12 protein-coding genes are annotated in these 13,406 nt (G+C 44.4%); 10 read left to right on the forward strand and 2 right to left on the reverse strand.

All coding sequences use genetic code 11. The features are described from left to right. Positions 1 to 160: 160 nt before the first annotated feature. Positions 161 to 2,374: a S46 family peptidase gene (locus tag ABV001_RS05870; RefSeq protein ID WP_352421939.1), complete on the forward strand. Its 2,214-nt coding sequence runs from the start codon at positions 161 to 163 to the stop codon at positions 2,372 to 2,374. 44 nt (positions 2,375 to 2,418) lie between these two features. Here ABV001_RS05870 and ABV001_RS05875 read toward each other — a convergent pair whose 3' ends face one another. Next, the gene (locus ABV001_RS05875) at positions 2,419 to 3,624 is read right to left on the reverse strand and encodes an ROK family transcriptional regulator (RefSeq protein WP_352421950.1); all 1,206 of its coding nucleotides are present in this window, start codon (positions 3,622 to 3,624) and stop codon (positions 2,419 to 2,421) included. Between the two features lie 269 nt (positions 3,625 to 3,893). Between ABV001_RS05875 and ABV001_RS05880 the strand changes: the two genes are divergently transcribed. The 7 genes from ABV001_RS05880 (at position 3,894) to ABV001_RS05910 (ending at position 11,457) form a co-directional block, all read left to right on the forward strand. Next, the gene (locus ABV001_RS05880; protein ID WP_352421940.1) at positions 3,894 to 6,095 is read left to right on the forward strand and encodes a sodium-translocating pyrophosphatase; all 2,202 of its coding nucleotides are present in this window, start codon (positions 3,894 to 3,896) and stop codon (positions 6,093 to 6,095) included. Between the two features lie 232 nt (positions 6,096 to 6,327). Next, entirely contained in the window at positions 6,328 to 7,326 is a 999-nt protein-coding gene (locus ABV001_RS05885) for a malate dehydrogenase (protein WP_352421941.1), read from the forward strand. A 399-nt stretch (positions 7,327 to 7,725) separates the two neighbouring features. Then, the gene (locus ABV001_RS05890) at positions 7,726 to 8,361 is read left to right on the forward strand and encodes a DUF6266 family protein (protein ID WP_352421942.1); all 636 of its coding nucleotides are present in this window, start codon (positions 7,726 to 7,728) and stop codon (positions 8,359 to 8,361) included. Positions 8,362 to 8,588: 227 nt separating this feature from the next. Next, entirely contained in the window at positions 8,589 to 8,936 is a 348-nt protein-coding gene (locus ABV001_RS05895; RefSeq protein ID WP_352421943.1) for a type II toxin-antitoxin system MqsR family toxin, read from the forward strand. Positions 8,937 to 8,948: 12 nt separating this feature from the next. Beyond that, positions 8,949 to 9,941 carry a type II toxin-antitoxin system antitoxin SocA domain-containing protein gene (locus ABV001_RS05900; protein WP_352421944.1) on the forward strand — a complete coding sequence of 331 codons (993 nt, stop codon included), beginning with the start codon at positions 8,949 to 8,951 and terminating at the stop codon, positions 9,939 to 9,941. A 7-nt stretch (positions 9,942 to 9,948) separates the two neighbouring features. After that, positions 9,949 to 10,419, forward strand: coding sequence for a DNA-processing protein DprA (locus ABV001_RS05905; RefSeq protein WP_352421945.1), 471 nt, complete (start codon positions 9,949 to 9,951; stop codon positions 10,417 to 10,419). Positions 10,420 to 10,656: 237 nt separating this feature from the next. Then, positions 10,657 to 11,457 carry a carboxypeptidase-like regulatory domain-containing protein gene (locus tag ABV001_RS05910; RefSeq protein WP_352421946.1) on the forward strand — a complete coding sequence of 267 codons (801 nt, stop codon included), beginning with the start codon at positions 10,657 to 10,659 and terminating at the stop codon, positions 11,455 to 11,457. Positions 11,458 to 11,470: 13 nt separating this feature from the next. On the opposite strand, the gene ABV001_RS05915 is transcribed toward ABV001_RS05910, so the two are convergent. Continuing rightward, a complete protein-coding gene (locus ABV001_RS05915; protein WP_352421947.1) occupies positions 11,471 to 11,800 on the reverse strand; it encodes a cupin domain-containing protein in 330 nt (109 codons plus the stop codon). A gap of 318 nt (positions 11,801 to 12,118) precedes the next feature. On the opposite strand from ABV001_RS05915, the gene ABV001_RS05920 reads away from it, so the two are divergent. Both ABV001_RS05920 and ABV001_RS05925 read left to right on the forward strand, forming a co-directional pair. After that, positions 12,119 to 12,646: an RNA polymerase sigma factor gene (locus tag ABV001_RS05920; RefSeq protein ID WP_352421948.1), complete on the forward strand. Its 528-nt coding sequence runs from the start codon at positions 12,119 to 12,121 to the stop codon at positions 12,644 to 12,646. 194 nt (positions 12,647 to 12,840) lie between these two features. Further along, positions 12,841 to 13,251, forward strand: a complete 411-nt coding sequence (locus ABV001_RS05925) for a hypothetical protein (RefSeq protein WP_352421949.1) — start codon at positions 12,841 to 12,843, stop codon at positions 13,249 to 13,251. Positions 13,252 to 13,406 lie beyond the last annotated feature (155 nt).

The following is a 13,406-nucleotide window of genomic DNA, read 5'->3' on the forward strand; positions in this document are numbered from 1 at the left end:
TGAATAACAATTGAATAACAATTGAATAACAATTGAATAACAATTGAATAACAATTGAATAACAATTGAATAACAATTGAATAACAATTGAATAACAATTGAATAACAACCGAATAACAATCGGATAACAACCGAATAACAATTGAATAACAACCGAATTATGACGAAATTAGTATTGTGCCTGTCGCTGTGTATTTCATTTGTCTTTACCTTATCTGCCGATGAGGGGATGTGGATGTTGCATCTATTGAAACAACAAAAGTTTTCAGAGATGCGGAAACTCGGCCTGGAACTGGAAGATTACGATATTTATAATCCCGATGGTCGTTCCCTGAAAGATGCAGTTGTTTTCTTCGGGAGGGGATGTACCGGTGAGGTGATTTCTTCACAGGGATTGGTGCTTACCAATCACCATTGCGGATATGGACAGATCCAAAGCCATAGTACGTTGGAAAATAACTACCTGGAGGACGGATTCTGGGCAATGACGAAAGCCGAGGAATTGGCTAATCCCGGTCTTACTGTAACCTTTATCGATCGCATGGAAGATGTGACTGATTACGTGAAGCAGTGCCTTGAAAGGGACAAGGCACAGGATACCGACGGCGTTTTCTTTTTATCTCCTTCTTACCTTAACCGGATTGCCCGTGAGAAAGCAGGAGAGGATTTCCTGGCTGCACCGGGTATAGAAGTGGAGATAAAATCCTTTTTTAATGGGAATCAATATTACATGTTTACTAAGAAGGTCTATTCCGATGTGCGGCTTGTGGGCGCCCCGCCAAGTTCTATCGGTAAATTCGGCGCCGATACCGATAACTGGACGTGGCCACGCCATTCGGGCGATTTTTCCCTCTTCCGTATCTATGCCGACAAGGAGGGCAATCCTGCCGGTTATTCGCCGGAAAACGTGCCGCTGAAACCAAAACAGTGGCTCAGGATATCCTCCGCCGGGATCAATGAAGATGATTTCGCGATGATGTTGGGATTTCCCGGTACAACCCATAAGTATTATACCTCTTGGGAGGTGGCCGAACGAAGGGATATTGATAACAGGGTGCGGATCGATATGAGGGAGATCCGTCAAAATACCATGTTGGAGGAGATGCTGAACGATCCGGCTGTAAATATTCAATATGCCGCCAAATATTCCGGTTCCACCAATGCCTATAAAAACGCAATCGGGACCAATTGGGCGATCGATATGCGGGACTTTGAACAACTGAAGTTGGAACAACAAAACCGTTTGCTGGATTGGAGTAAGGATAACCGTAAGCCACAGTATGCGGAGGCGTTGGATGAAATTGAGCGGATGGTAGGGGAAAGAGCCGACCTCCGTTACAGGAGTTGGATGCTGAATGAAGGGATTATCCGGGGAGTGGAATTTGCCAATGTGCCTCAAAAGGGATGGAATATGCTGCGCCGAATGCTAAATGATGCCGGTTCCGCCGAAGCCGATAACAACCGGCAAGCTGATATGGAGAGAACCATCCTGCAATTGAAGGAAGATTATGCCCTTTTCGCCGATAAGGATTACAATATCGATGTGGACAAGAAGGTCTCTGCTGCGATGATTTCGGAATATGTAAGGTTGATCGACCGGGAAAAACAACCCGCTTTTTTCGATCTTCTCCATACCCAATGCGATGGAGATGTAAAAGCTTTTATTGATTATGTTTTTGCTCATTCCCTTTTCGGAAACCCGGAGACCTGGATATTATTTTCAGCCGATCCGCAGTCGTTCATAGCAAATAAGGGGCGGGTGGAACAATTGCTGAATGATCCCATGTTCCTGTTTGCCCGTTCAGTGAGTGAAGAAGCGCTTTCGCTTACGAACCAATTGAGTAAGTATGATGTGCCATTTTCTTTGGCACGGCGAACCTACCTGGAAGGAATTCTTGCCATGGACGGGCCTTATACCCATTTCCCTGATGCGAACCTGACGCTAAGGCTTACCTATGGGCAAGTGAAAGGTTACCAGCCCCGTGATGCGGTTTATTATAACTACCAGACTACACTGAAAGGGGTGATGGAGAAAGAAGACCCGGAGAATTGGGAGTTCGTGGTTGCGGACAAACTGAAGGAGCTCTACCTGCAAAAAGATTTTGGGAATTATGCCCTGGCTGACGGGGGCATGCCGGTAAATTTCGTGGCAACCACCCATAGTACAGGTGGTAATTCCGGAAGCCCTGTGTTAAATGGTAAAGGGGAACTGATTGGACTCAACTTCGACCGGAACTGGGAAGGGGTAGGGGGAGATATACAGTACCTGCCGGATTACCAGAGAAGCATCATTGTGGACATCCGTTACGTGCTGTTTGTGATCGACAAGTTCGCAGGTGCCGGCCATCTGATGGATGAGTTGGATTTCAATTAGTATAATCCATCCTGTGCTATGCTGCATCGGGTGGTGAACCAATGCTATTCGTTGAAAAGGCGGCTTCGTGCAATCATGCAGGCACCGACAATCCCGGCCTTATTCTTTAATTTTGATGTTACGATTCTTGTGTCTTTATTGACCAGGTTCAATGAGTGTTTCCTGATAGAACTGCGGATGGGCAGCATGATAAATCCTTCCGTTTCGGCTACCTGCCCCCCGATGATTACCAGCTCGGGATTGAAAATGTTGATGAGACCGGCAATATATCTACCCAGTTTATAGCCTACTTCCTCCACTATCTCGATACAGAGCGGATCTTCCATATTGGTGGCCTTGATAATATCTGTAAGCGTAAGTTTGCCGAGGTCTTTCACCTGCTCCGTAAGGAGGGTGCTTTCACCTTTTGAGATACGCTCCATGACCGTCCTGTGTATCGCCAGGCCGGATGCTTCGGTTTCGAGGCATCCTTTTTTTCCGCAATGACAAAGAATTTCATTATCGAAAATCGGAAAATGGCCGAACTCACCGGAGAAACCTGACTTCCCGTAATAAGGCTTACCATCGATAATGATGCCGATACCCAGTCCCCACGAAATATTGACGAAAATCACATTCTGTTCTCCTTCCGATACACCCTTCATATATTCGCCATAGGCCATGGCCCGAGTGTCGTTGTCAATGCCTACATTGTAGTTCAGCCGTTTTGTGAGCGTTTCGCTGATCGGGCTTTCGCTGAAATAAAAACTGCTGTAACTGTATCCCGATTCAGGATTCACACGGCCTGAGATATTCAGGTTGATGTTGAAAATCTTTTTCTTGAGTTCTCCGGTCTTGTCGATAAATTTTTGGATGTGGCTGCAAAGAAGATCAAATGATTCTGTGGTGTTCTCGTAAGTATAAGGGATGCCCATCTGGTATTCCACTATATTTCCGGTAAAATCCATCAGTGCAATGTTCAGGTGATGGCGGCTCATATCCACGCCTACAAAATAGGCGGAAGTGGGATTCAACCCGTAGACACTCGGATGTCTTCCCCCGGTGGTCTGAATCTTGCCAAATTCGGCTATTAATCCCTGATCCTTGAGCTCGGCAATGAATTTGGTGATAGTCGGTACGCTGAGATCGAGCTCCTTGGATAATTCGGCGATAGTATCATTCCCGGTAGTGATAAAGTGGTTAATAATGTCCTTCTTTATCTGGACATTTTTCGGGCTTTTATCGCTTTTTAAAAGAAAATTCTTTACCATGATATAATCCTGTTTAGTGTGCAAAACCAGACCGCTCCGTTCCATCATTGCAGGACAATTCATTCTGATTGGGACTCCCGGTAGCGGAAACAAACAAAGATATTAAAAAAATGATTGAATGGGAGCGGAATATGAAGAAAACTTTGCTATATATGTGCCTTATCTGTTTGTTTTTTTGATACCTTTGTCCAAAATGGCAATAATACCCTGTTTTGCGGTTGGGTTTGATAAGAGCAGACACAGAACTACAAACTATAAATAAATAATCTATGAATTACTTTTACCTTGTACCGGTCGCCTCTGTGGTGGCACTGATTTTTGCGTATTACTTCTTTAAGGGAATGATGAAAGAGAGTGAGGGCACTGAGAAAATGAAAACTATTGCCCGTCACGTTCGGGAGGGAGCCATGTCCTACCTGAAACAACAGTACAAAGTGGTGACTGCGGTGTTCATTGTGTTGGCCCTTCTTTTTGCAACCATGGCTTTCTTTGGCCTGCAAAACAGCTGGGTTCCGTTTGCTTTCCTTACCGGTGGTTTTTTCTCCGGACTGGCAGGCTTCTTTGGAATGAAGACGGCCACGTATGCTTCTGCCAGAACGGCCAACGCTGTCCGGCGTTCATTGAATAGCGGGTTACAGATTGCTTTCCGCTCGGGAGCCGTGATGGGGCTTGTGGTTGTGGGATTGGCATTACTCGACATTTCTGCATGGTACCTCATCCTGGATCACTTTGTAGACGATGCCGATGCCGGCCATAAGTTGATCATGATCACCACCACCATGCTGACCTTTGGCATGGGGGCTTCCACGCAGGCGCTGTTTGCCCGTGTGGGTGGCGGAATTTATACTAAAGCCGCCGATGTGGGTGCCGACCTGGTGGGAAAAGTGGAGGCGGGCATCCCGGAAGATGATCCGCGTAATCCGGCCACCATTGCCGATAATGTGGGTGATAACGTGGGTGACGTGGCAGGGATGGGTGCCGACCTTTATGAGTCGTATTGTGGTTCTATCCTTTCTACTGCCGCCCTGGGTGCATCGGCTTTTGTATTGAACCCCGCCATGCAGAAGAATGCCGTATTTGCTCCCATGATCATTGCCGCCATAGGTGTGTTCCTTTCTATCCTGGGCATCTTTTTGGTGAGGACCAAAGAAAATGCTTCAGTGAAACAGTTGATGGATTCGCTTAACAGGGGGGTGAATGTGAGTGCGATCCTGATCGCCGGTGCTACATTCGGCATCCTGTACCTGTTGGGTTTCAGTAACTGGGTGGGCTTGTCCTTCTCTGTGATTGCCGGTCTCCTTGCCGGGATTATCATCGGCCAGGGCACCGAATATTTTACCTCCCATTCTTATAAACCTACAAAAGGGATTGCTGCCAGTGCGCAGACCGGTCCTGCTACGGTAATCATCTCAGGAATGGGGACAGGTTTTATCTCTACGGTGATTCCGGTGGTGACCATCGTATTGGCTATTATGATTTCTTACCTTTCAGCCATTCGTTTCGATGTGCAGAATATGATCTCAGGAGAGAACCTGAGTATGGGGTTATACGGTATTGCCATCGCTGCGGTGGGTATGCTCTCCACACTGGGAATTACCCTTGCAACCGATGCCTATGGCCCCATTGCCGATAACGCAGGAGGAAATGCCGAAATGAGTGGTCTCGAACCGGAAGTAAGACAACGTACCGATGCGCTCGATGCATTGGGAAATACTACTGCTGCTACCGGTAAAGGGTTTGCCATCGGATCGGCGGCATTGACCGGCCTGGCATTGCTGGCCTCCTATATGGAGGAGATACGGATCGGGATGCTACGGTTGGGAAATGATATCCTTGAATTTGCGAATGGTGATACCGTGGAGGTGGCCAAAGCCAGTTTTGTGGATTTTATGAATTATTATCAGGTTACATTGATGAACCCAAAGGTGCTGGCAGGTATTTTCCTCGGATCGATGATGGCATTCCTTTTCTGCGGACTTACCATGAATGCTGTGGGAAGGGCGGCCCAAAAAATGGTGGAAGAAGTACGCCGGCAATTCCGCGAGATAAAGGGGATCATGACCGGGGAAACGACACCCGACTATGCCCGTTGTGTGGAGATCTCTACCAAAGGTGCCCAGCGGGAGATGTTGTTGCCTTCGCTGTTGGCCATTATCATACCCATTTTGACCGGCCTGATTTTTGGCGTATCCGGAGTGATGGGGTTGCTGGCCGGCGGTTTGGGTGCCGGTTTCGTGCTGGCGGTCTTTATGGCTAATTCAGGCGGAGCATGGGACAATGCCAAAAAATATATCGAAGAAGGCCATCTGGGTGGAAAAGGGAGTGAAGCGCACAAAGCCACCGTGGTGGGTGATACGGTAGGCGACCCGTTTAAAGATACTTCCGGTCCTTCCCTCAATATCCTTATCAAGTTGATGAGCATGGTGGCTATCGTGATGGCAGGCCTGACGGCCGCATGGAGCTTGCTGTAGCATCCAGTCATCCGCTATTTTAGCGTTTATTATCAGTCGTCATATCTTTAGATTCGGCAATGTTTTGTATATTTGATGCCTCAAATCACGCTTGTGTAGGCTAATGAAACGAGCATTAAAATGATTTTACCCAAGTTCATGACTAAATGCGAGTTCCATACGACCCATTGAAAACAAATAATTTTAGTCGTATGAAATCGACGTATTATTAACATTCAAATATAAACTAATTATGAGCTTTCTGACGAACGACAAATTAACGATTGTAGGAGCTGCCGGGATGATCGGTTCCAACATGGTGCAAACAGCTGCCATGATGCGTTTAACGCCCAATATCTGCCTTTACGACCCGTTTGCACTGGGTCTTGAGGGAGTAGTGGAAGAGATGCGTCACTGCGGTTTCGAAGGAGTAAACTTCACCTACTCCACCGATGTGAAAGAAGCATTCACCGGTTCCAAATACATGATCTCTTCAGGTGGTGCTCCCCGTAAGGACGGCATGACCCGCGAAGATCTGCTGAAAGGTAATGCTGAGATTGCTGCACAATTGGGAAAAGATATCAAGGCATATTGCCCCGACCTGAAACATCTGACCATCATCTTCAACCCGGCGGACATTACCGGACTGGTGGCGTTGATCTATTCCGGTTTGAAACCGTCGCAGGTGACTACCCTGGCTGCGTTGGACAGCACTCGTCTGCAAAGCGAACTGGCAAAACATTTCGGGGTGGAACAGAGCAAGGTAACCGGCGCCCGTACGTATGGCGGCCACGGCGAACAGATGGCTGTTTTCGCTTCTACTGCCAAAGTCGATGGCAAACCGCTTACCGGCCTTATCGGGACCGATGCCCTCTCTAACGAAGCATGGGCTGAATTAAAGACCCGTGTAACCAAAGGGGGTGCCAATATCATCAAATTGCGTGGTCGTTCTTCTTTCCAGAGCCCGGCTTATACTTCAGTAGAGATGATTCGCTCTGCCATGGGAGGCGAAGCTTTCCGTTGGCCGGCAGGATGCTATGTGAATATCCCCGGATTCGAGAATATCATGATGGCGATGGAAACCACACTCGACAAGAACGGTGTTTCCTTCGGTGAAGTAAAAGGTACCGATACCGAAATCGCTGAACTGAAACAGAGTTACGGACACCTGGTGAAACTGCGCGACGAAGTGATCGCCATGGGAATCATTCCGGCAGTGGGTCAGTGGAACAGCGTGAATCCCAATCTGTAAGAATAGAAAGTGATGCCTTCATAAGGCAATAGTACAAGCCGGCGCTGAAAAGTGCCGGCTTTTTTGCGATATAGGCGGCTTATTCCATTAAGACTCCATTGGGATTCCTTTGGGATTCCTTTAGGATTCCTTTAGGGTTCCTTTAGGGTTCCTTTAGGGTTCCGTCATATTTCAGTCGTATATTCCTCGCACCTGGGTCGTACCTCGTTCGAATAAATCAGAAGGAAGCAAGTCTGAGGTAAGAGTTAAACAAGGCGTATATAAGTGCTAATTCATGCCCTGTACGTATGGATAAATGTGAGATAAAAACCGAAGAAAATAAGCGCCAAATATTTGGAATTATCATTTCAAATGCATTACTTTGACCTGTATAATACTTATAACCAAAAGAAAAACAGTATGGGCAGAGTAAAAGAAGGTGCTTTTGGAGGGTTCTCCGGTAAAGTGGGGAAAGTGGTAGGCGCGTCATGGAGGGATATCGATTATATCAGAAGCCTGCCAGCCAGGGTGAATGATCCCAAAACAAAAAAACAGCTCAAACAGCGTAGCCGGTTATCGGTCGCCATGAATTTCCTGGGAACGATTACCCCATTTCTCAGGATCGGCTTCCAGTCTCAAGCCACAGGACGGATGACCGCTTTCAATGCGGCGATGTCTTACAACATGAAGTTTGCCGTGAAAGAAGGAGACCAGGGAGTGGGGTTGGATTATCCGAATGTACTTGTTTCCCAAGGCCTGCTAAGCAATGCTTCCAACGTGCATGCTGAAGTGGGGGAGAGTGAATTGCGGGTTCATTGGGAAGTGAACGCGGAAGGAAAATCTCACGCCGACGATATGGCTATGCTGGTTGCCCACAATCCGGCAAGGGGGGTATCGGTGTATGACCTCAATGCCGGTAAAAGAGCCAATACGAAGGCTGGTTTACCATTACCTCCGGACTGGAAAGGGAATGATATAGAGACTTACCTGGCGTTTAAAGCTGCCGATGGGACGGTGGTATCCGATAGCCTTTATATAGGACGGTACATGGTTTGATAAAGTTTTATTTTTGCGTATTCCTTCTTTCAATTTTCAATTCATCTGGACGATATTTCAGTATACGTGAGTTTATCCGCCATCGCCACCAATTATTTGATATAATTGAGTAAAAAATATCTATTGCTAAAATAAATTTATTAGTCGATAATATTTGGATATATAAATAAAATGTCAACTTTTTAGTTGTGTATATAAATATTATACTATATCTTTGCATTACCATAATGACAACCAAACAAGACATTGAAAAGTTCTTGGAAAAGATTAGGACCAAAGAGGCATGTGGCGTGATAACCTTTATGTTCCTGAGCCAGCGGGAAAAGAACGCACAGGCTTTGCTTGATTTGGACATACCTCCGGATAAGCGGAAGGAAGTAATTTTACAATTGAAGGCTGAAGATTTCTACAGAATAGAAGAAGGAGTCTATCAGGAGCAATACGAAATGGTGGCCTTCGGTAAAATGGTAAAAGGTATTGAAGTGTATATAAAAATCTCTGTCACTAAAAGAAACGTAATTTGTATCTCATTCCACAAAGCGGAGTATCCCATCATCTATCCCTTTAAAAATTAAAGTCGAATAACAATGTTAAGTCCGTTTACAGAGAAAGAAATGGTCGTCCGGAAGGAGTGGCGTGAAATGACATTCCGGAAAGAAACATTCATGATATGTTTTCATACATGGAAGTGTGAAGATACGGGTGAAGAGTTCGAAGATGAACATTTCGCGCAATTGAATTACGATCAGGTTATCAATCAATATAGGGAGAAATATAATATCCCCTATCCGGATGACATAAAATCTATACGGGAAAAATATGACCTGTCGGCAATAAAGATGTCGCATGTTTTGGGATTCGGGGACAATACATACCGACAATATGAAGCGGGAGAGATGCCCACCCAGGCTAATGCCCGGTTGATCCAGTTGGCTGCCGACCCACGAAAATTTCTCGATATGATTGATCTTTCCCATACATTGGAGGGTAGTGCCATAGAAAAAGCAAGACACAATGCGGAGAGATTGATTGATAAGGCTGATAAGGAAGAGACAGTAATCAGAAACTATCTTTTTGACGGTAAGCAGCGAAGTCGATTCACCGGATTTGTCAGACCGGATTTTGGGAAATTTGTGGAAATGATTATCTATTTCTGCACCCATCAACGACCGTGGAAAACAAAGTTGAACAAGTTATTGTTTTACGCGGATTTCACCTTTTTCAAAGAATATGGTGTCTCCATAAGTGGATCGGAATATTACGCGATTGATATGGGACCTGTCCCGGATAATTTCAATAGTATATTTGAACATCTGACAAAAATAGACCTGTTGAAAGTGCATAACAAAACATTCCCTGACGGAGGAGTGGGGGAGAAATATATCCCTACAAGAGAGTTCAACGATAAATTATTTCAAGAGCAGGAACTGAAAATACTAGAAAGTATTGATGACAAATTCAAGAATTTCTCTACCCAGAAAATGATTGATGTAAGCCACGAAGAGATTGGTTGGCAACAGAGTTTTAACGATTCACTTCAACCAATTGATTATCTGTATGCATTTGAGCTAAAGAATTAATATTCCCATGGATTTACCCTTTCTAGGAAATAAAGATTTGCTGAAACTACCTAAAACAGCCTTTTTGAGCAGCAGGGATATTTCCCCGATTTCCGTACTGAAATGTTACGATTGGGCTACGCAGGAACGGGACCAAGGTACATGTATTATTAGCGGTTTCCATTCTCCTTTGGAGAAAGATGTCTTAAACTTTCTACTGAAAGGAAAGCAACCTATCATACTGGTAATGGGAAGGGCACTCTACAAACAAATCCCTGATTCCTTACAAAATCCTTTGAAGGAGAACCGGCTTTTGCTTATCTCTCCTGTTTTGCAGACAATAAAACGTCAATCCCAACAAAGCTGTTTTACCAGGAACAATTATATCATTGAGACAGCAGATAAAATAGTCTTCGGGTCGTTAGACGAAAAAGGGAGCCTATACAGACTGTATCTCGATGCCAAAGCTAAAGGTAAAGAGATAGAGGTGATTGGTTAAATACAGTGCTCGGATCAACTAAAATGATGACAAAAAGAAAATACCATGATTTCCATGCAACGTTTTAGTTAAAATCTCATCTATGTATTATAAAACGGAATTCTGACACAAGACGTGCATATGATAGGGTCACAAAAACAGGATCCTAATACTAATTATCGATGTGGATAAAATGAAAAAATAGATAATCAGGTGAAAACAAAGCGTATATTTAGAATGGTTTTACTATTCTTTTGCATGATCAGTCTTGCAGGCTGTCAAAAAGAAGAATGGAACATTGAGTCGGTTGAAACGGAGGAAAGCACCGTTGTAGAGGGAAGGGTTATTACGTCAAACGGCACTCCGCTTGCCAATGTGGTCGTTAAAGTGGATTTTCATAAAACCAAGTGGCTGGCATATTATAAGACCCGGCATAAAGCAGAAACGACAACGGACAAGAATGGGAAATACAGGTTGTTCTTTACCGTGAAGGACGATGAGCTGGAAACTGAAGCAGACAAGAATTCTGACGTGAACAAAGATTATTCGCTTATCTTTGACATGAAGAATTTGGACTCAAAAAAATATTTTATGGCGAGTGATATGGTGCCCATTATCACATCTGTAGATCCTCCCATGGCAGAACTCGCCGAAGAGGTGGATGCAAAGATAGATTTATTTGTTTCATCTTTCGAACGTGGAAAGACTTATACGCAGAATCTTTATATTCCCCAAAAAAGATATATCCAGGTTACGCTCAAGGGTTTCATCCCCAAAGCAGGAGATTATTTCTCCGTGTCCAGCGCTTTTCCTTACGGCTTTGAAATGGATCCCGAACAAGGCCATCATTTCCCGGATACACCTTATGGATATGGGAAGATGAATGATTATCTGTTTGCATTACATGACGCCGAACAAAAAACCTATCAGGTTCCTTGCGCATTGAATGAAAATAACATCCTGACGTTAATTCGGAAGAAGGATGGGGTTTATCACGCAGAAGAACACCAATTGTTCGTTACCGAAGATACCCCGGAAAATCTTGTATATGAGTATTAGGGTGGGTGGACACCTATTGTTCCCCGCGGATCATGGTGAGTAACATCTTGAAACGTTCCACGGCTGTGAGGGCATGTGGTATGTTGGCCGGCATAATGATGCAATCCCCTTTTTTCAGGAGATGGGGTTCGCCGCCGATCCGGATTTCTGCTTCTCCGTCGAGTATCTGCACAAAAGCGTCATAGTTGGCGGTATGTTCGGTCAATCCTTGCTCTTTATCGAAAGAAAAGATAGTGATATTCCCGGCTTTGTTTTTGGTCACCTGTTTGCTGACTACCCCACCAGAAGCGTAGTCTATCGATTTCTCAAGGGCGATCACTGTTGATTTTTCGTATGTTGCCATAATGGTTGTTTTTTTAGTGGTGAATTATACCGGATATTTCCAGGTTGCTTTTTATGCCGTAAATCATATGTATTGACTGACTATAGAGATAAATATCTCCGATTGACTGCAAAAATACAATTTATATTCAATATAAATTGTACCCAACGTTACATTACCTTCTTTTTTGATATAAATTATGTTTATAATGTGATCGTATCTATTGGCAATGGTCTTACCTATATCCGATGGACTGGAAACTATTCTCCATCTAATCCGCCCGTAAATTGATATTTTGTGTACATTTGCACACGCCATACATGCAAGTTACACCATATTATGAACGATTTTACCCCCGATCATATCAGCTTATTCACGAAATTCAAAGAAGGGGATGACCATGCGTTTTCCTTCTTTTATGAATTTTATATAAATGATTTGTATGCTTATGGGATAAGTTTGGGAGCGGAAAAAGAAGTCGTAAAGGATGCCATTCAGGACATATTCCTGAAAATATATTTCGACAAGAAAGATTTTGCGTCTATCGATCATCTAAAGTATTTTTTACTGAAATCCCTTAAAAACAGTCTCTACAACACCTACAAATCCAAGGCTTTCTCAACCTCGACCGAAATTTCTGAAGAGGTGCTTGGTTTTTCCATTACCACAACCGTATTGGACCGGATTATCGAAGAAGAAGACCGCACCATTATCAAATATCAGGTAGATGACCTCTTATCGAAACTCACCTCCCGCCAAAAAGAGGCGATCTATCTCCGTTTTATGCAAGGGTTGGAATATGAGGAGATTGCCGAAATAATGGAGATGGCACCCCATGCCGCCCGGAAACTGATTTCCAGGCTGTGATATGATTGCACATTCAAATGTATTTTTCATTCTTTCATTTTGAACCTGCCGGAACAGGAGTGTTCCCTTCCGGCGGGTTCTTTTTCCTGTTTTCTTGTCACCCAACCGGAAACCGGATATTGTCAACCGCTCACTGATAACGACCAACCGCAATGGATAACACTTTTTTGAACTGAATCCTGGATAACTGGGAATTGCTCTCGGCCATCCTCGTTTTCATCGTCTACTTCAAGATTGATAAACGGCACCGGAATGCTGAGGCCAGACAGTCGGAAGGGAATGCGCTTTCAACCATGCAGGAAGCCTACGGCAAGTTCACGCAGGATTACATCAAGGAGTTCGACAAGCTGAAACAGGCTTTCGACTTGCTTCAAAAGTCGAAGGACGAAACGGAATTATCATCGAACAACAAGATCAGGCAGCTTGAGCACAAACTGGGAGAAACGAAAAAGGAGCGGATCGTATTGTTGAAAAGGATCAGGCAGTTTGAACTGCAGACAGAACAGGACCAAAGGACGGTCAACGAGCTCACGCGGAAAATCGATCGTTACGAAGAAGAACTTGCCCGCTACCGGATATATATCCAGCGTTTTTCCACTTCATAAAAATGGAACCCGAACGCCTGGATAATCCGGAGCATATGCACCCACTTTCCGGTCAAAATCCATTGATTTGAGGAGATAGTATAACCTTCAATAATCAATTATTTTGTCACATATTCATTAATACAGCTTTCATAATGATAAAGAAGGAGAGCAAA

Origin of the sequence: Proteiniphilum sp., from assembly GCF_040307845.1 — a bacterium.
Classification (GTDB): Bacteria; Bacteroidota; Bacteroidia; order Bacteroidales; family Dysgonomonadaceae; genus Proteiniphilum.

Coding starts and splice junctions, on each gene's coding strand:
- ABV001_RS05870 (WP_352421939.1), top strand. CDS start 161: ATGACGAAATTAGTATTGTGCCTGTCGCTGTGTATTTCATTTGTCTTT.
- ABV001_RS05875 (WP_352421950.1), bottom strand. CDS start 3,624: ATGGTAAAGAATTTTCTTTTAAAAAGCGATAAAAGCCCGAAAAATGTC.
- ABV001_RS05880 (WP_352421940.1), top strand. CDS start 3,894: ATGAATTACTTTTACCTTGTACCGGTCGCCTCTGTGGTGGCACTGATT.
- ABV001_RS05885 (WP_352421941.1), top strand. CDS start 6,328: ATGAGCTTTCTGACGAACGACAAATTAACGATTGTAGGAGCTGCCGGG.
- ABV001_RS05890 (WP_352421942.1), top strand. CDS start 7,726: ATGGGCAGAGTAAAAGAAGGTGCTTTTGGAGGGTTCTCCGGTAAAGTG.
- ABV001_RS05895 (WP_352421943.1), top strand. CDS start 8,589: ATGACAACCAAACAAGACATTGAAAAGTTCTTGGAAAAGATTAGGACC.
- ABV001_RS05900 (WP_352421944.1), top strand. CDS start 8,949: ATGTTAAGTCCGTTTACAGAGAAAGAAATGGTCGTCCGGAAGGAGTGG.
- ABV001_RS05905 (WP_352421945.1), top strand. CDS start 9,949: ATGGATTTACCCTTTCTAGGAAATAAAGATTTGCTGAAACTACCTAAA.
- ABV001_RS05910 (WP_352421946.1), top strand. CDS start 10,657: ATGATCAGTCTTGCAGGCTGTCAAAAAGAAGAATGGAACATTGAGTCG.
- ABV001_RS05915 (WP_352421947.1), bottom strand. CDS start 11,800: ATGGCAACATACGAAAAATCAACAGTGATCGCCCTTGAGAAATCGATA.
- ABV001_RS05920 (WP_352421948.1), top strand. CDS start 12,119: ATGAACGATTTTACCCCCGATCATATCAGCTTATTCACGAAATTCAAA.